This window comes from Rhizobium sp. CSW-27 (genome assembly GCF_018760785.1).
In the GTDB taxonomy this organism is placed as follows: Bacteria; Pseudomonadota; Alphaproteobacteria; order Rhizobiales; family Rhizobiaceae; genus Neorhizobium.
Map to the genome: position 1 here is coordinate 631,272 of NZ_JAHHZO010000002.1, position 17,629 is coordinate 648,900.

Annotated in this window: 17 protein-coding genes; 6 read left to right on the top strand and 11 right to left on the bottom strand. The window is 64.4% G+C overall.

What is annotated here, in order from left to right:
• Positions 1–18: 18 nt before the first annotated feature.
• Positions 19–1,443, top strand: coding sequence for a ribosome biogenesis GTPase Der (der, locus tag KLP42_RS06590; protein ID WP_215565365.1), 1,425 nt, complete (start codon positions 19–21; stop codon positions 1,441–1,443).
• Between the two features lie 36 nt (positions 1,444–1,479).
• Here the strand turns inward: der and KLP42_RS06595 are convergent, their stop codons facing one another.
• Positions 1,480–2,541, bottom strand: a complete 1,062-nt coding sequence (locus KLP42_RS06595) for a glycosyltransferase family 4 protein (protein ID WP_215565366.1) — start codon at positions 2,539–2,541, stop codon at positions 1,480–1,482.
• A gap of 138 nt (positions 2,542–2,679) precedes the next feature.
• Positions 2,680–3,591, bottom strand: coding sequence for a sugar kinase (locus KLP42_RS06600; protein ID WP_215565367.1), 912 nt, complete (start codon positions 3,589–3,591; stop codon positions 2,680–2,682).
• A 188-nt stretch (positions 3,592–3,779) separates the two neighbouring features.
• On the opposite strand from KLP42_RS06600, the gene bglA reads away from it, so the two are divergent.
• Complete coding sequence (bglA, locus tag KLP42_RS06605) at positions 3,780–5,429, top strand: beta-galactosidase BglA (RefSeq protein ID WP_215565368.1); 1,650 nt, start codon at positions 3,780–3,782, stop codon at positions 5,427–5,429.
• A 15-nt stretch (positions 5,430–5,444) separates the two neighbouring features.
• Here the strand turns inward: bglA and KLP42_RS06610 are convergent, their stop codons facing one another.
• Positions 5,445–6,362 carry an AraC family transcriptional regulator gene (locus KLP42_RS06610; RefSeq protein WP_215565369.1) on the bottom strand — a complete coding sequence of 306 codons (918 nt, stop codon included), beginning with the start codon at positions 6,360–6,362 and terminating at the stop codon, positions 5,445–5,447.
• 227 nt (positions 6,363–6,589) lie between these two features.
• Between KLP42_RS06610 and KLP42_RS06615 the strand changes: the two genes are divergently transcribed.
• The 3 genes from KLP42_RS06615 (at position 6,590) to KLP42_RS06625 (ending at position 8,961) form a co-directional block, all read left to right on the top strand.
• Positions 6,590–6,727 carry a hypothetical protein gene (locus KLP42_RS06615; RefSeq protein WP_215565370.1) on the top strand — a complete coding sequence of 46 codons (138 nt, stop codon included), beginning with the start codon at positions 6,590–6,592 and terminating at the stop codon, positions 6,725–6,727.
• Between the two features lie 6 nt (positions 6,728–6,733).
• On the top strand, positions 6,734–7,045 hold the full coding sequence (locus KLP42_RS06620; RefSeq protein WP_502941272.1) for an Atu4866 domain-containing protein: 312 nt from the start codon (positions 6,734–6,736) through the stop codon (positions 7,043–7,045).
• Positions 7,046–7,164: 119 nt separating this feature from the next.
• Positions 7,165–8,961 carry a M23 family metallopeptidase gene (locus KLP42_RS06625; RefSeq protein WP_215565372.1) on the top strand — a complete coding sequence of 599 codons (1,797 nt, stop codon included), beginning with the start codon at positions 7,165–7,167 and terminating at the stop codon, positions 8,959–8,961.
• A gap of 18 nt (positions 8,962–8,979) precedes the next feature.
• Here the strand turns inward: KLP42_RS06625 and ade are convergent, their stop codons facing one another.
• On the bottom strand, positions 8,980–10,674 hold the full coding sequence (gene ade / locus KLP42_RS06630; RefSeq protein WP_215565373.1) for an adenine deaminase: 1,695 nt from the start codon (positions 10,672–10,674) through the stop codon (positions 8,980–8,982).
• 178 nt (positions 10,675–10,852) lie between these two features.
• Between ade and KLP42_RS06635 the strand changes: the two genes are divergently transcribed.
• Positions 10,853–11,275, top strand: coding sequence for a thiol-disulfide oxidoreductase DCC family protein (locus KLP42_RS06635; protein WP_215565374.1), 423 nt, complete (start codon positions 10,853–10,855; stop codon positions 11,273–11,275).
• Positions 11,276–11,281: 6 nt separating this feature from the next.
• Here the strand turns inward: KLP42_RS06635 and KLP42_RS06640 are convergent, their stop codons facing one another.
• The 7 genes from KLP42_RS06640 to KLP42_RS06670 form a co-directional block, all read right to left on the bottom strand.
• The gene (locus KLP42_RS06640; protein WP_215565375.1) at positions 11,282–11,578 is read right to left on the bottom strand and encodes a hypothetical protein; all 297 of its coding nucleotides are present in this window, start codon (positions 11,576–11,578) and stop codon (positions 11,282–11,284) included.
• An 83-nt stretch (positions 11,579–11,661) separates the two neighbouring features.
• On the bottom strand, positions 11,662–12,990 hold the full coding sequence (gene aptA, locus KLP42_RS06645; RefSeq protein ID WP_215565457.1) for an omega-aminotransferase AptA: 1,329 nt from the start codon (positions 12,988–12,990) through the stop codon (positions 11,662–11,664).
• Positions 12,991–13,272: 282 nt separating this feature from the next.
• Complete coding sequence (locus tag KLP42_RS06650) at positions 13,273–13,584, bottom strand: ArsR/SmtB family transcription factor (protein WP_215565376.1); 312 nt, start codon at positions 13,582–13,584, stop codon at positions 13,273–13,275.
• A gap of 116 nt (positions 13,585–13,700) precedes the next feature.
• On the bottom strand, positions 13,701–14,438 hold the full coding sequence (locus KLP42_RS06655; RefSeq protein WP_215565377.1) for a HugZ family pyridoxamine 5'-phosphate oxidase: 738 nt from the start codon (positions 14,436–14,438) through the stop codon (positions 13,701–13,703).
• Positions 14,435–15,496 (bottom strand): choline ABC transporter ATP-binding protein, encoded by a 1,062-nt coding sequence (choV, locus tag KLP42_RS06660; RefSeq protein WP_215565378.1) that lies wholly within the window; start codon positions 15,494–15,496, stop codon positions 14,435–14,437. The genes KLP42_RS06655 and choV overlap by 4 nt, the downstream gene beginning before the upstream one ends.
• Complete coding sequence (gene choW / locus KLP42_RS06665) at positions 15,493–16,335, bottom strand: choline ABC transporter permease subunit (RefSeq protein ID WP_215565379.1); 843 nt, start codon at positions 16,333–16,335, stop codon at positions 15,493–15,495. Before choW ends, choV begins: the two co-directional genes overlap by 4 nt.
• Positions 16,336–16,530: 195 nt before the next feature.
• Entirely contained in the window at positions 16,531–17,481 is a 951-nt protein-coding gene (locus KLP42_RS06670) for a choline ABC transporter substrate-binding protein (RefSeq protein WP_215565380.1), read from the bottom strand.
• Between the last annotated feature and the right edge of the window lie 148 nt (positions 17,482–17,629).

The following is a 17,629-nucleotide window of genomic DNA, read 5'->3' on the forward strand; positions in this document are numbered from 1 at the left end:
CAGAAAGGCACCAGACCCATGAGCTTCACCGTCGCCATTGTCGGGCGTCCCAATGTCGGCAAATCCACGCTGTTCAACCGTCTGGTGGGCAAGAAGCTCGCGCTGGTGGATGATACGCCCGGCGTCACCCGCGACCGTCGCCCCGGTGATGCCAAGCTGGTCGACCTGCGCTTCCGCATCATCGATACCGCCGGCCTGGAAGAGGCCGATCCGGAAACGCTGGAAGGCCGCATGCGCGCGCAGACGGAACTGGCGATCGACGAGGCGGATCTGTCGCTCTTCGTGGTGGATGCCAAGATGGGCCTGACCCCGGTCGACCAGACGCTGGCGGAAATGCTGCGCCGGCGCGGCAAGCCGGTGGTGCTTGTGGCCAACAAGTCGGAAGCCCGCGGCTCCGATGGCGGTTTCTACGATGCCTATACGCTGGGGCTGGGCGAGCCGGTGCCGATCTCGGCCGAACACGGGCAGGGCATGATCGACCTTCGCGATGCAATCGTTGAAGCCATCGGCCCGGAGCGTGCTTTCGGCGACGAAGAGGACGAGATTGCCGTCACCGATGTCGATGTGCGCCTGCCGGAGGGTGACGAGGACGAGGAACTCGAGCCCGCCTATGACGAGACGAAGCCGCTGCGCGTGGCCATCGTCGGGCGCCCGAATGCCGGCAAGTCCACGCTCATCAACCGTTTTCTCGGCGAGGACCGCCTGCTGACCGGCCCGGAAGCCGGCATTACCCGCGATTCCATCTCGGTGGAGTGGGAATGGCGCGGCCGCATGATCAAGATGTTCGACACCGCCGGCATGCGCCGCAAGGCGCGCGTGCAGGAAAAGCTGGAAAAGCTGTCGGTGGCCGATACGCTGCGCGCCATCCGCTTTGCCGAAACCGTCGTCATCGTCTTCGATGCCACCATTCCCTTCGAGAAGCAGGACCTGCAGATCGTCGACCTGGTGCTGCGCGAGGGGCGCGCGGCCGTGCTCGCCTTCAACAAGTGGGATCTGGTGGAGGAACCGCAGGCGGTGCTGGCGGATCTGCGCGAGAAGACCGAGCGGCTGCTGCCGCAGGCGCGCGGCATTCGCGCCGTGCCGATGTCCGGCCAGACGGGCTACGGCCTCGACAAGCTGATGCAGAACATCGTCGACACCGACAAGGTGTGGAACAAGCGCATCTCGACGGCCAAGCTTAACCGCTGGCTGGAAGCGCAGCAGGTGCAGCATCCGCCGCCGGCCGTGTCCGGCCGCCGCATCCGCCTGAAATACATGACGCAGGTGAAGGCACGCCCGCCGGCCTTCATGATTTCGTGCACGCGCTCCGACGCGCTGCCGGAAAGCTATGTCCGCTATCTGATCAACGGCCTGCGCGCCGATTTCCAGATGCCGGGCGTGCCGATCCGCATCCATTTCAAGGCGGCGGAAAACCCCTACGAGAACAGGCGCAAGAAGCGCTGATCGATACGGTTCGCGACATCCGGTCCGAGGGCCGTCTCAGGAGGTCAGGGCGCGGAAACTCGTTTTCCGGCCCGGCAGCGCCTTGCGGCCCTGTGCGATCAGCACATTGTTGAGGAACTGTTTCGACGCCGCTTCCCAGGTGAAGTTGCGGGCGAGCCGGCGGGCATTGTCGCGCGGGCAGGCGAGCGCATCGAGGCAGGCCTGACGCAGGTCTTCGTTGAGGGCGCCGGCGCCCGAGCCTTCCTCGAGGATATCCACCGGTCCGGTCACCGGGAAGGCTGCCACCGGCACGCCGCTTGCCAGCGCCTCGAGAATGGTGTTGCCGAAGGTATCGGTTCTTGACGGAAACACGAATACATCGGCCTGTGCATAGGCGCGCGCCAGATCCTCGCCGGTCTTCATGCCGGTGAACAGCACGTCCGGATACCGGCGCTGCAGGGCTTCCCGCTCGGGACCATCGCCCACCACGACCTTGGAACCCGGCAGGTCGAGGTCGAGGAAGGCGGGCAGGTTTTTCTCCACGGCGATGCGGCTCACGGTCATGAAGATCGGGCGCGGCAGGCCGAAGGGATTGTCTTCCAGCGGCCGCGGGTGAAACAGCGTCTGGTCGATGCCGCGGCTCCAGCGCAGGAGGTTCTTCAGCCCAAGCTTCGAAAGTTCGCGCTCCAGGCTGGCGGTTGCCACCATGCAGCCATTGCCGGCATTGTGGAACCAGCGCACGAAGGCCCGCATCCAGCGGATCGGCACCGGAAAGCGTGCCGCGACATATTCCGGAAAGCGGGTGTGGTAGCTGGTCGAGAAGGGCAGGTTGTTCTTCAGGCACCAGCGGCGGGCGAGAAGCCCGAGCGGACCTTCTGTTGCGATATGCACAGAGGTCGGGCCGAATTTCTCGATGGCGCGGGCCACTGCGCTGTAGCTTGCCACCGACAGCCGGATTTCCGGATAGGTGGGGCAGGGGACGCTGGAAAAGTCCTGCGGGGTGATCATCGAAACCTCGATACCCATCCGCGTCAGTTCGCGATTGGTGTTCTCGATGGAACGCACGACACCGTTGACCTGCGGATACCAGGCATCGGTCACGATGGTGATTCTGGTCATGGTCGCCGGCCCCCCTCTGTCATCGCGCAACCGACTCGCGCAGTGCAGGTGACTGTCGGGGCTCTTATCGAGGACTTCTGTGACAGGCGCATGTCAGGGCGGCGAGTGCATGCTCGCGGCCGGGCTCCGCCCGTCAGGTCACTCCGGCAAAAGGGCGGGCTCGATCAGCGCGCCGTGATGGCCGATGACGACGGAGGCGACGGCTGCGCCATGCGCTGCGGCCTCGGCCAGCATCGCGCCCTGCATCAGGCGGGCAAGGAAGCCGCCGTTGAAGCTGTCGCCGGCGCTCGTGGTATCGACCAGCTTTTCCGGCGGCACGGCCGGCACGAAGATGGTCTGCCCGCCTTCGGCGACGGTCGCGCCCTGGGCGCCGTTCTTCACCACCACCTTTTCCGCACCCAGCGCCTGATAGCGCTCGATGGTGGCAGCCACGTTGATGTCGCCGAAATGCTGGGCCTCGTCGTCGAAGCTCGGCAGCACGATGGAGGCGGCACGGGCGCCATCGCTGATCGTGTCCAGCATGCGCACCTTGTCGGCCCAGAGCCGCGGGCGGATGTTTGGATCGAAGGCCACCGTCTTGCCGCTGGCGCGGGCGCGGCGCAACTCGGCAAGCAGGGTATCGCAGGCTCCGGGCGACAGGATCGCCAGCGTGATGCCGGAGACATAGACGAGATCGGCGCTGTCGATCGCTGTACGCAGATGGTCGCCGTCATCGGCCAGCTGCCGGGCAGCCGAGCTGTCGCGCCAGTAGCTGAAGGTGCGCTCCCCGTCCTTCAGGGTGATGAGATAGAGTCCCGGCGTGCGGCCGGCGATGCGACGGATGAAACCGGTGCCGATGCCCGCCTTTTCCATGAATGCCTGCATTTCATCGGATAGCGGATCGTCGCCAAGGCCTGTCAGGTAATCCACCTGCCAGTCATCGGGCAGGGCGGCCCGCAGGTACCAGGCGGTGTTGAAGGTATCGCCGGCAAATCCCTTGCGCAGCAGGCCCTGACCCGCCTGCGACAGCTCCACCATGCACTCGCCGATCGAAAGAATGCGCCTTGCCATGAACGACCGTCCCCTCCGTCTGTCTGTTTGCTGGGCATAGGCCGAAGTGCCTGGCAAGGCAAGGTGGTGGCGCGGAGGGGCTTCACTTTCCCGGGGCTGCGCGTGTTCATGGCATCTTCTTCATTTGTCTTTTGCCGTCAGCTCACTAGGTTGAGCAGTGGTTCGAATGCACAGGGAGTTCCTCACAGATGACAAGGGTAACGGCACAGAAGGGCGATCCGAACTGGTGGCGGGGGGCGGTGATCTATCAGGTCTATCCGCGTTCCTTCCAGGATACGACCGGCGACGGCATCGGCGATATCCGCGGCATCACCCGGCGCCTGCCGCACATCGCCTCGCTCGGCGTCGACGCCATCTGGCTTTCGCCCTTCTTCACCTCGCCGATGGCCGACATGGGCTATGACGTCTCCGATTACTGCAACGTCGATCCGATGTTCGGAGCGCTCGCCGATTTCGATGCGATGATGGCGGAATGCGAGCGGCTCGGCCTCAAGGTGATCATCGACCAGGTGATCTCGCACACCTCCGACCGGCATCCGTGGTTCGTGGAAAGCCGTTCGAGCCGCACCAATCCGCGCGCTGACTGGTATGTCTGGGCCGAGCCCCGGCCGGACGGCACGGCGCCCAACAACTGGTTGTCGATCTTCGGCGGTCCGGGCTGGGAATGGGATGGCGTGCGCAAGCAGTATTACATGCACAATTTCCTCGCTTCGCAGCCGGACCTCAACTTCCACAACCCGGATGTGCAGGATGCGGTGCTGGGCACGGTGAAATTTTGGCTGGATCGCGGCGTGCACGGCTTCCGCCTGGATACGGTGAACTACTACTTCCATGACAAGCAGCTGCGCAGCAATCCGCCGATGGTCTACGATCCGGATTCGACGGGGCTGGAGACCGACACCAATCCCTATTCGATGCAGAACCACCTGTATGACAAGAGCCAGCCGGAGAACATCGAGTTCCTGAAGCGTCTGCGGTCGCTGCTCGACGACTATGACTGCCGTACGACGGTGGGCGAAGTGGGCGATGGCGACCGCTCGCTGACGACGCTCGCGATCTATACCAGCGGCAACGACAAGCTGCACATGTGCTACACCTTCGACCTGCTCAGCCCGCGCTTCACCGCCGAACACATCCGCAGCGTCGTCTCCAAGTGCCAGGAAATCGTCACCAATGGCTGGGTCTGCTGGGCCTTCTCCAACCACGACGTGGTGCGCCATGTCAGCCGCTTCATGGAAACGCCCGAGGAGCGCGAGGCGATCGCCCGGCTGGCGATCAGCGTCCTGAGCAGCCTGCGCGGCTCGATCTGCCTCTATCAGGGCGAGGAGCTGGGGCTGCCGGAAGCGGAGCTTTCCTTCGAGGACCTGCGCGATCCCTATGGCATCCGCTTCTGGCCGGCCTTCAAGGGCCGTGACGGATGCCGCACGCCGATGGTGTGGGAGGCGGGCAAGCCGCTCGGCGGCTTCAGCGAGGGGACCAAGGCCTGGCTTCCCGTGCCGCCGGAACATATTGCCCTGTCGGTGGACGCGCAGGAGGCCGACGAAGGCTCGGTGCTGCACCACTATCGGCGCACGCTGGCCTTCCGCAAGGCGCATGCCGCACTTCTGGATGGCGATCTGACCTTCCTCGATACGCAGGCGGACGTGCTCGCCTTCATCCGCGAAAAGGGCGGCGAGCGGCTGCTCTTCGTGTTCAACCTGACGCGCGAGGCCAAGGATTTTCCGCTGACCGGCGCCTTTGCCGACGGCCAGCCGACACCGATGCCGGGCTACAACCCGGCCGTCGAGGGCAAGGTGGTGAAGCTTGCACCGCTCGATGCCTTCTGCGCCCGCATCTGACGGGGCCGGACCCTGTCAGGCCGAGGCCGCCGCATAGCTGGCAGGCCCGGTCTTCAGGCGGGATACATCCTGTATCGGGGGCGCGCCGAACAGCCGCCGATATTCCCGGCTGAACTGCGAGGGGCTGTCATAGCCGACCCGGTGCGCGGCGCTTGCCGCATCAAGTGCTTCCGAAAGGATGAGGCGTCGCGCTTCCTGCAGCCGCAGTTGCTTCTGGTATTGCAGCGGGCTCATCGCCGTCACTTCCCGGAAATGCTCGTGCAGCGAGGAGGTGCTCATGCGCGCCTCCTCTGCCACCCGCTCTACGCTGAACGGTTTGTCGTAGTTCTGGCGGATCCAGGCGATGGCGCGGTTCACCTGCGCCAGCCGGCTGTCCGGCATCAGCATGCGGCGCAGCTTTTCGCCCTGGTCGCCGCGCAGCAGCCGATAAAGCAGTTCCCGCTCGGCCAGCGGCGCCAGGAATGGAATGTCCTCCGGATGCTCCAGCAGGCGCACCAGCCGCACGGCCGCCTCCAGCAGCTTCGGCTCGCTCTTGCTGAGGCAGAGCGCCTTGCCGCAGCTCTTGGTCGGCACCTGCGAGGCGGGCTGCGGCCGGATCTCCAGCATCATGGCTCCCAGCACCGTAAGGTCAAGATCGAGCTTCAGGCTGAGATAGGGCTCGTCCGGGCTTGCGCCCACCACCTGGCCGGTGATCGGCAGATCGGCGGAGGCGATCAGATGGCGCGCCGGCCCGTATTCGAACATTTCGTCGGCCAGCAGCACCTGCTTGCGCCCCTGGGCAATGATGCAGACCGAGGGTTGCTGCAGACCCTGCATCGGCTCGGTCTGCTTGGAGATTCGCACCAGAGACAGGCGCGGAATCCGCGTTGCCAATACGCCGTCATGATCGGTGTGTTGTGCAATCCGCCTTGCCAGTTCTTCCAATTCCTGCATGGTCTTCATGCTCCGTGTCGGTTTTCTGCGGCCTTTTTCCCGCAATTTCTGCCCGGATAGCTATCAGGCTTCTTGCCCTGGCTCCATCCCTTGCTCCGAACTTCCGGATTTTTGTGCAATCATCCCGGAGTCCTGGTCTACCGTCCGTCGGCCTGCGCCGGTCATATTGGCCTGGCACATGCACCTCACCGCCATCGGCGACAAGATTTCAAGGAAAGGAGACGGAGATGCAGAATTTCCAGCGGCTGCTCGAAAGCCCGGCACTGTGGTTCGTGGATCTGGTGGACGCGATCCGGCAACGCCATCGCCGATCCGTCTCCCGCCGCCGCGAGGCGGATCTGCGTCGCAGATACATGAACGGCTGACGCGGTTTGCAGGGGGGGCGGCTTCGTACGCCCCCGCCTGAACCTTCCCCGTTTCACGTCTCTTTCGAAAGGATGCCGGCCATGGCCTCCCACCCCTATTGCGGTCTCTGGATCACCAGGGACGGGTATATCCGTCACGACCTCCTGCCGAACGGCCGTTATGTCGAGGCCCGCGGCAACCGCGAGCGCGCCTATCAGGGCCGCTATGAGGTGCGCGGCAATCGAATCGACTACCGTGACGACACCGGCTTTACCGCGGACGGCGAGTTCCGCAACGATGTGCTCTACCATGCCGGGATGGAACTGCTGCGGGCCTAGCGGTGTGACGGCGATTTCGGTTGCTCGCCGATCACTTCCTGTCCACGCCCGGCCAGGTGACACATTTTGGCCACGGAACCCGATAACGTGAGGCGCGGGTTTCACAAGGGCTTGAACGCATGACGGCATTGACAGCGCGCGCGCTGATGCAGCGCAACAGGGATGGATTCGGCTTCATACATCCTGCGCAGACCGTCATCCGTTTTTCCTTCGTCAGCCACTGGCGCGTCAGCTGTGCGCTGGTGCTGCTGGCGGTGGGCGCGAGCGCCTTTCTGGGCGAATGCATGGCCTTCTCCATCGCCAGGGCGCCGGTTCCCCAGCAGTCCGTGGTGCTGCGCAGCGCCCGCCGCAAGCCGGTCAGCACGCCGAAACAGGGGCGTGTCTGGGTTCCGACCGTGGCGGCCGCTGCCCCGAAGCTCGATCTCATTGAGCGCATGAGCGACGGATCGCTGGCGAAATCCGCCTATTTCGATGTCTCGCTCGATCTTTCCGCCGAGGCGTCGCGCGCGCCGCAAGAACCGGCCACGCTCGCTGCCTATCAGGAGGCGGAGCCGTCTTCGTCCGATCCCTTCAATCTGGTGCTTCGAGCGTCCCAGAATGGCGAGAAGCCGGCGCTGCATGTGGCCAAGGGTGCGCGGCCCGTGCCGGTGCGCGGCGAGCCGATCAATGTCAGCGTGGCGCCGGCCCGGCCCTCGGGCCATATCCGGCGGCTCGTCTCGCTGCCCGCGCGGGAGGAACTCTTGCGCAACATCGAGGGCGCGGTCGACGTCACGGAAGCGGATTTCGTCAATCTGGCCCGCGAACTCGGCTCCGACAGCGTGAAGCCCGGCGAGGAGCTGGATATTCTGCTGGAAGAGCGGCCGGAACGGCCGGATGCGCCGCAGATCGTGTTTGCCCGCCATGTCTCGCATCGTCGGGGCGAACGCTTTCTTGCCCGGCGCGACGACGGCACCTTCCAGACGGTGAGTGACCGCCATCTCTACGACCGTCTGCTGGCGGAGGCGATCGCCGCCGAAAGCCAGCCGGGCGCCAGGGCACGCCTGACGCCACAGGAGAGCCGCGATCTCAACCGCGCCGCCGCCGATTATCCCAAGCTGATCGCGCATCTCAGGCATTCGAAGGTGCCGCCGCGCGTCTGTCTGCAGGTGGTGCAGCTTATGAAGGTCAACGGTCTCGAATGGTCGTCGGCCGACGACCTGCCGCAACTGGACGTCATCTACCGCAAGACCGAGGATGACGGCGACCAGCTGGTTTCCGTCACCCTGCACGAGGGAGACAGCGAGCGCCGTTTCTATCGCTATGCCACCTCCGGCGACGGCAAGGCCGAGTTCTTCGACCATGGTGGCCATTCGGTCTCCAAGACGCTGATGGAAAAGCCGGTGGCTGCGGGCCGGCTGGGCGACGGCTTCGGCTGGCGCATCCATCCCATCCTCAAGGTGCGCAAGTTCCACAATGGCGTGGATTTTGCCGCCCCCAAGGGCTCGCCCATCGTGGCGGCCGGCGATGGCGTGGTCGAGAAAATCTCCTGGGAGGCCGGTTACGGCAAGTTCGTCCGCATTCGCCACGATGGCGGCTACGAGACGACCTATGCCCATATCGACGGCACGCCGAAGGATCTGAAGATCGGCCAGCGTGTCTCGCAGGGGCAGGTGATCGCCTTTGTCGGATCCACCGGCCTCTCCACCGGGCCGCATCTCTATTACGAGCTGCGGGTGGGCGATCACTATGCCGATCCGACCAAGGCGCATATGTCGGCCGGCACGGTGCTGCGCGGCAAGGCGCTGGAGGAGTTCAACCGCGAGGTGGCCCGAGTCGAGGCCATTACCGATGCGATCAGGACGTCTGCCAGCAGCGCCGCCAAGGCGGTTGCCCATGTGCTGAAGGCCGATGGCGACGACAATCGCCATGTGGAATAGTCTGCTGCGTCCGCCGCCTCAGTCGAGCAGCCGGAACTGATCCACATCCACCATGCCGCGATCGGAAATCTTCAGGTGCGGGATGACCGGCAGCGGCAGGAAGGCCACCTGCAGGAAGGGTTCCGCCAGCGTGGTGCCGAGCGCATAGGCGGCCTTGCGCAGCCCGACCAGCGTGTCACGCACCCGCTCATAGGGCTCCAGGCTCATCAGGCCCGCCACCGGCAGGGCGATCTCGCCCGTCACCCGCCCGTCTTCCACCACCACGAAGCCGCCATGAATATCGGAGAGCCGGTTGACGGCCACCGCCATGTCCTCCTCGCTGACACCCACCACGCAGATATTGTGGCTGTCATGCCCGACGGTGGAGGCGATCGCACCCTTCTTCAGGCCGAAGCCCTGCACGAAGCCGTTGGCATGGTTGCCGTTCTTGCCGTGGCGCTCGATGACGGCGACCCTGATGATGTCATTGGCGAGATCGACGGTCGTCTGGTTGCCGGAGGAGGGCAGGCGGTAGCGGCGATGCTCGGTGATGATCTTGCCGGGCAGCACGCCGATGACGGGCTGTTCCTCGGCCTTCGCCGGCACGGCGAAATCGGCGGCCTTGACGATGCGCGCCTTGACGCTGTCGAGACCGACCGGGGCAACCGGCCGGCGCGTTGCAAAAAGCTCGGCCGTTACCTGCCGGCCGCCGGCAAACACCATCTGCGCCTTGCAGTTTTCCAGGCTGTCGATGATGACGAGATCGGCGCGCCAGCCGGGAGCGACCAGGCCGCGGTCGCGAAGGCCGAAGGCACGGGCGGCCGAAATGGAGGCGGCGCGATAGATGGCAAGCGGCTCCACGCCATGGGCAATGGCGGTGCGGATCATGAAATCGAGATGGCCTTCCTCGGCAATGTCGAGGGGATTGCGGTCATCGGTGCAGAGCGCCAGATATGGCGACAGACGTTCCGTGATGATCGGCATCAGCGCATGCAGATCCTTGGAAACGGAGCCTTCCCGCACCAGAATGTGCATGCCCTTGCGGATCTTTTCGAGCGCCTCGGCCGCACTCGTCGCCTCGTGTTCGGTGCGGATGCCGGCGGAGAGGTAGCCGTTGAGACCGAGGCCGGAGAGAAGCGGCGCGTGCCCGTCGATGTGGCCGCCCTGGAAGGCCTCGAGCTTGGCCATGCAGACCGGATCCTTGTGGATGACGCCCGGAAAATTCATGAACTCCGCAAGCCCGATCACCTTCGGATGGCTGCGGAAGGGCAGCAGCCGCTCGATCGGCAGGTCGGCGCCCGCCGTCTCCAGATGCGTGGCCGGCACGCAGGAGGAGAGCTGGACGCGGATGTCCATGATGGTTTCCAGCGCCGAATCGAGAAAGAACTGGATGCCCTCGGTGCCGATCACATTGGCGATCTCGTGCGGATCGCAGATTGCCGTCGTCACGCCATAGGGCAGTACGCAGCGATCAAACTCGTGCGGGGTCACCAGCGAGCTTTCGATGTGCAGATGCGTATCGATGAATCCCGGCACGACAATGCGCCCGGTGATGTCGATCTCCTGCGCGCCCTCATACGCCTCGCAGGTGCCGACGATGGTATCGCCGCAGATGGCGATGTCGGAGGCGACAAGCTCGCCGGTGACGAGATCGAAGAAGCGGCCGCCCTTCAGCACGATGTCGGCGGCTACGCGGCCCGTTCCCTGGTCAATGCGGCTCTCAAGATCGCTCATCGTCTACCCCGGTCTGATTCAATGACGAGAGATTACCGGCAGGCGCCCAAGGCGGGAAGGGGCAGGGCGGCATTTGGTTCCCGCGTCGCAGCATAGTGCCTGCGTCTCATCGGGAAACGGCTCGGGAGGTCCGCGTCCCGGCATTGCGTCAGAGGGGCGGGCACACCATGTGGAGTGCATGGCCAGCAGCAATTTCGACAACAACACCGGCGGCCCGGTCATCGTCTTCGACGGAGACTGCGTCCTCTGTTCGGCAAGTGCCCGCTTCGTTCTGCGCCATGACCGCCGGAAACGGTTCCGGCTGGCGGCGATGCAAAGCCCGGCGGGGGCGGCGCTCAGCCGTCAGCATGGCATCGATCCGGACGATCCGCAGACGATCCTGCTCGTGCAGGGCGATCACGCCCTGCAGGACAGCGGAGCCGTGCTTGCGATTGCCGGCGGGCTGGGCTTTCCGTGGAGCCTCTTGCTGTTGCTGCGGATCGTGCCGCGCGGCCTGCGCGATCGCCTCTATCGTCTTGTGGCGCGCAATCGCTACCGCCTGTTCGGTCGCCGCCCGCAATGCTTCGTCGCCGCGCCTCAGGATCGTGACCGCATCCTGTGAATGCATTCAGTTGGAGGGGGCGGTGATTTCCATGGAAAAACCATCACGGCTGCAGCGGCGGACCTCTTCCGGCCCCGGGCGCCGCGCGCCTTCGCCGACTCGATCCCAGGACATGCGGGTGGCGGTGCCGCAGTCAAAACCGCTGTCCGGCAGTTTGCGCGGTGGAGCGACCACCGGTTCGGTGGGCATTGTCGGCGTCTCGCCCTTGCCAGCCTTGCCCCAATCGATCGTCGCGGCATCGTCTGCGGCTGCCGATCCTGCGCAGGCAAGAATGATTGCCACAACGGTGGGCAGCACGTTCACGGGAAGACAGGTCCCTTTCGGAGCAAGGTGATGGTGCGGGGGCACACTCGCATTGCGCCGCGCCCCCGCATCGTTTTCCGTCATCAGATATTCGCGTTCAAGATCTCGCGCAGCTTGCCGAAAATCTCGTCGATATGGTGCTTCTCGACGATCAGCGGCGGCGACATGGCGATGATGTCGCCCGTCGTGCGGATCAGGAGACCGTCCTCATAGGCCTTCAGGAAGGCGGAGAAGGCGCGCTTCGTGGGCTCGCCGGCGATCGGATCGAGTTCGATCGCGCCGATCAGGCCGAGATTGCGGATGTCGATGACGTTCTTGCAATCCTTCAGCGAGTGCAGGCCCTCTTCCCAGTAGGAGGAGATGTCGGCAGCGCGTTCGAACAGACCCTCTTCCTTGTAGGTATCGAGCGTGGCCAGTGCTGCAGCCGAGGCGATCGGGTTGCCGGAATAGGTGTAGCCGTGGAAGAACTCGATGAGGTGTTCCGGGCCGTTCATGAAGGCATCGTGGATTTCGGCGGTGACGAAGACGGCGCCCATCGGGATCACGCCATTGGTCAGGCCCTTGGCGGTCACCATGATGTCCGGCTTCACGTCGAAATACTGCGCGGCAAACGGCGCGCCGAGACGGCCATAGCCGGTGATGACTTCGTCGAAGATCAGCAGGATGCCGTGCTTGGTGCAGATCTCGCGCAGCTTCTGCAGATAGCCCTTCGGCGGAATGAGCACGCCGGTGGAGCCGGCAACCGGCTCGACGATCACTGCGGCAACGGTGGAGGCATCATGCAGCGTGACGATGCGCTCGAGTTCGGTTGCCAGATCGCCGCCATGCTCCGGCTGTCCACGGGTAAAGGCGTTCTTGCCCGGAAGATGTGTGTGCGGCATGTGGTCGACGCCGGTCAGCAGCGTGCCGAACATCTTGCGGTTGGCGACGATGCCGCCGACGGAAATGCCACCGAAATTGACGCCGTGATAGCCGCGCTCGCGGCCGATCAGGCGGAAGCGGGCGCCATTGCCCTTGGCGCGGTGATAGGCGATCGCCACCTTGAGCGCGGTATCGACCGATTCGGAGCCGGAATTGGTGTAGAGCACGTGCTCCAGGCCTTCCGGCGCGATGTCGACGAGGCGGTTCGCCAGTTCGAACGCCTTCGGATGGCCGAGCTGGAAGGCCGGCGCGTAATCCAGCTCACCGGCCTGTTCGCGGATCGCCTCGGTGATCTTCGGGCGGCAATGGCCGGCATTCACGCACCAAAGACCCGCCGTCGCATCGAGAACCTGGCGCCCGTCATGCGTCGTGTAGTGCATGTCCCTTGCGGACACGAACAGGCGCGGCTCCTTCTTGAACTGGCGGTTGGCGGTGAAAGGCATCCAGAACGCCCGCAAGTCGTTCGGGGCGGTATTCAGGCGGTTCGACATCATGATCTCCATGGCCTTCTTTTCCATGACGGGGGCCATATCCCGGTCGCCGCCCGTTCCCCGGGGCGGTGCGATGCCGGGCAGGTTATCAAGCGCCCGCGAGCCGTCAAGCGCTGTTCAGCGCCCTTGCATCGTCTTGCTGCGTCATGTGCGATCGCAAAAAGCAAACGGGCGCCACCATGCATGGCAACGCCCGGTCACGCATTTCCGGCGATGGCTGGAACCCGCCCAGATTCACACCCCGCCGTCTTGACGGATTTCAACCCGATGTCAGCGCTGTCATCAGGCCGCAGATTTAGCGGGCTCAGGCTCGCAATACAGCGTTTCCAGTGTTTCGAGAACCTTCATCACGGCCTCTGCGGAGCTGGAATAGTAGATGGTCTGCGCATCGCGACGGGTATTGACCAGCTTTTGTGCGCGCAGCTTGGAGAGATGCTGCGAAAGAGCGGACTGGCTGAGGCCGACCTTCGTTGCAAGCGCACCGACTGCGACTTCGCCCTTCACCAGGCAACACAAGATCATCAGCCGCTTCGGATTGGCCATGGCGGACAGCAGATTTGCGGCTGCAGCCGAATGCTCAGTGAGTTGGGTCATCTCTTAATCCCTCAGTCATCCCCTAGCAATGTTGACCTACCTGAAGGTCGGTACAACGTGTCAGAAATCTAGCAAGTTTCGGAAAGGATTGTATATCCCTAAATTTTACGTACCGGTTATACAGCGTCATGTATTGTACGCACATAGTCCTCGGCTGCCTGTGGTGTCGGGCAGGGTGAGTCGAACTCGTACCGAAACCCGCGATTGCCGCAAACGATGTCGAAACCTGCCTGATCAATGCCGCTCATGCGACAGTTCGATGTCTCGGAAGCGCCGCTGGCCGAAGCAAGCCGACTCGCATCCTGATATCTGATCATAATAGATTCTTCTAATGCGAGCCAGCCCGACTCGTCGTGTGGCGGCGCCAGCACCAGATCTTCGCCATCCATCGTGTAGGCTTTGCCAAAGCCGCCATTCATGGCGGCCCGAATCGGAACAAGGCGCAGAAAGCTGAAATCGGGAAAATCGACATAGAGTGCCGCCTTGGGGTGGCGCCGCAGGAAGCGGGTGCGCAGCCTCTGATGGCTGGCGCCGCCGCGCGCCACCGGTTCTGCCTGGCAGAAGACGGTGATGCGCGCATGGGCGAGCGGATCTCCCTTGCCGGGTTCCCCGGCGAGAAAGGAGCAGCGCGGATCCGCCTTCAGTCCCCGCGCATGGCCGGCAAGCGCGGAGACGAGGATGACGGGCGTGCAGTCGAGATCGAGACCGAGAAGCACCCGGCTGACCGAGGGAAAGCCGGTCTCCGGGTCCAGCACCGCAAGCGGAACGTGGCGTGCCGAGCGAACGAGCCTGCGTGCGGCAATGCGCGCCTCCTCGTCCGTTTCCCTCAGAAGGGACGTCGGCTCTCGTGTCATGTGTCGCGTATCTCCCGCCGCCGATGCCTGGTCAGCCCGGCGATCACGTCATCGGCGCCAATGGTGCCGATGACGACGCCATTGTCAACGATGCCGATGAGGCCAGGCTGGCGGGCCATGGCGTCGAGAATGTCGGTCAGCGGCGTTTGCGCCCGCGCCGTGGCCGTCACCGGGGTCGGCGTTGCGGACGCTGCGGCGCCGGACCGCATGATGTCGCTGGCCGTCAGCATGTTGATCGGGTTCAGGTTCTGCACGAAATCCGCGACATACTGATCCGCCGGCGCCTGGACGATCTGCTGCGGCGTGCCGCACTGGACGATGCGGCCGCCCTCCATGATCGCGATGCGGTTGCCGATGCGGAAGGCTTCGTCCAGATCGTGGCTGACGAAGAGGATGGTCTTCTTCAGCCGGCTCTGGAATTCGAGCAGTTCGTCCTGCAGGCGGGTGCGGATCAGCGGATCGAGCGCGGAAAAGGGCTCGTCCATCAGAAGGATCGGCGCGCCGGTGGCAAAGGCGCGGGCAAGGCCGACGCGCTGCTGCATGCCGCCCGACAGCTCTCCCACCTTGCGGTCGGCCCAGGTGGACAGGTTCACCAGCGCAAGCTGTTCTGCCACCCGCTCCCTGCGGTCCTTCTCGCTGACGCCGGCCAGTTCCAGGCCGAAGCCGACATTTTCCGCCACCGTGCGCCAGGGCAGCAGGCCGAACTGCTGGAAGACCATCGAGACCGTGTGCATCCTGAGGTCGCGCAGGGCCTTCGGCGAGGCGCGATAGGGATCGACCGGGCCGGCCGCACTCTGCACCGTCACCGAACCGCGCACCACGGGCGCCAGCCCGTTGACGGCGCGCAGCAGCGTCGACTTGCCGGAACCAGACAGGCCCATCAGCACCAGGATCTCGCCCTGGCGGATCGACAGCGAGGCCTTGGAAACACCGAGCACGAGGCCGGTTTCCCGGCTGATCTCCTCGCGCGAGCGGCCCTGGTCCATCAGGGGCAGCGCCCGGTCCGGGCGGTCGCCGAACACGATGTCGACACTGCCGAAAATGATTGCGTCCGTCATGCGCCTTCTCCTTCGTCGGTGCGGAACATGCGGTCGAGAATGATGGCGAGGATCACGATGCAGAGCCCCGCCTCGAAGCCGCGCGCTACATTGACGGTGTTGAGTGCCCGCACCACCGGCACGCCGAGGCCGCTGGCGCCGACAAGGGCGGCGATGACCACCATGGAGAGCGACAGCATGATCGTCTGCGTCAACCCGGCCATGATCTGCGGCATGGCGAACGGCAGTTCCACCTTGCGCAGCACCTGGGAGGGAGTGGCGCCGAAGGCGATGGCCGCTTCCGTCAGCGATTCCGGCGTCGAAATGATGCCGAGCCGCGTCAGGCGGATGGGGGCGGGGATCGCGAAGATCACCGTTGCGATCAGGCCCGGCACCATGCCGAGGCCGAAGAGGATGAGGGCGGGGATCAGATAGACGAAGGTCGGGATGGTCTGCATCAGGTCCAGCACCGGGCGCAGGCCTTCGTAAAGCCAGGGCCGGCGCGCCGCGGCGATGCCGACGGGGATGCCGACGGCCATGCTGACGGCGGTGGAGGCAATCACCAGCGCCAGCGTCTCGGTGGTTTCCTTCCAATAGCCCTGGTTGATGATGAGGAGCAGCCCGAGACAGGTAAAGAGGGAAATGCCGATCGAGCGGCGCAGCAGCCAGGACAGCAGGGTGAAGGCCAGCACGACGGCCAAAGGATGCGGCCATTGCAGCACGAACAGCAGGCCGTCGATGACGGAGGAAAGGACGGCGGAGAGCCAGTCGAAGAAGGCGGCGCCATGCAGCGTCAGCCAGTCAACGAAATTCTTGGCCCAGTTGCCGATGGGAATGCGTTGTTCGGTGAGGAGTTCCAAGGACTTCTTCCCGTTCTGGTCAGGTTTCGGCAGGAGCGAAGGGCACGCGGCTTGACGAGAAGGCGCGCGCCGGTCTCTCGGCGAAATCCGCGACGCGCTTCGGGCGCTGCGGATGGACACAATCGGAAACGCCGCCCGCCGGTGCCGCAGTCGGGACAGGTGTCCCCCGTGGCGCCCGCGGGCGGTGCAGAAGCCTCAGAGGCCGAGCTTTGCCTTGACGGCGGCAAGGCCGTCCTTGCCGTCGAGGGTGGTGACGCCGGCAAGCCAGGGCGTGACGGCGGTGGGATTGGCCTTCAGCCAGGCGGTGGCCGCCTTTTGCGGATCCTCGCCGTCATTGAGGATCTTGCCCATGATCACGTTTTCCATGGGCAGGGTGAATTTCAGGTTGGTGATGAACTTGCCGGCATTCGGGCAATCGGTGGTGAAGCCCGCCCGCACATTGGTGTAGACCTCGGCACCGCCGAAGTTCGGCCCGAAGATGTCGTCGCCGCCGGTCAGATAGGTCAGCTTGAAATTGCTGTTCATCGGATGGGGTTCCCAGCCGAGGAACACGACCGGCTTGCCGGAACGGTCGGCGCGGGCCACCTGTGCCAGCATGCCCTGCTCGGAGGATTCCACCACCTCGAAGCCCTTCAGGCCGAAGGTATCCTTCGACACCATGTCGAGGATCAGGCGGTTGCCGTCATTGCCCGGCTCGATGCCGTAGATCTTGCCATCAAGCTCGGCCTTGTGGGCGGCAATATCCTTGAAATCCTTGATGCCGAGTTCGGCGCCCTTGGCATTGGTGGCGAGCGTGTATTTGGCGCCGACCAGGTTCGGACCGTAGGATTCGACCGACTTGTCGTTGAGGAAGGGCCGCACGTCGGCCTCCTGCGTCGGCATCCAGTTGCCGAGGAAGACGTCGATATCCTTGTTCTTCAGCGACTGGTAGGTGACCGGCACCGACAGAACCTGGATGTTCGGCTTGTAGCCGAGCGCATCCAGCAGGACGGCAGCCGTTGCCGTTGTGGCCGTGATGTCCGTCCAGCCCACGTCCGAGAAGCGGACATTGGTACAGCTTGCAGGATCGGCGGCCAGCGCCTGGGTCGAGACAAACGCGGCAAGGCTGGCCGCGACTGCAAATTTCAACGAGGTCGTTCCCGGCATGAGGTTGCTCCTTTTTTGTTCCCCGGCCATTATCAATATCTCGGAAAGGCAAGCAAGCACGCCTATTCGCGCCGAAAGACAGGGGGTGTTTGCGACAATGTGTCCAGAATGTGTTTTGACCTCGGTCAAAGGGAGACGGGTTCCGTTC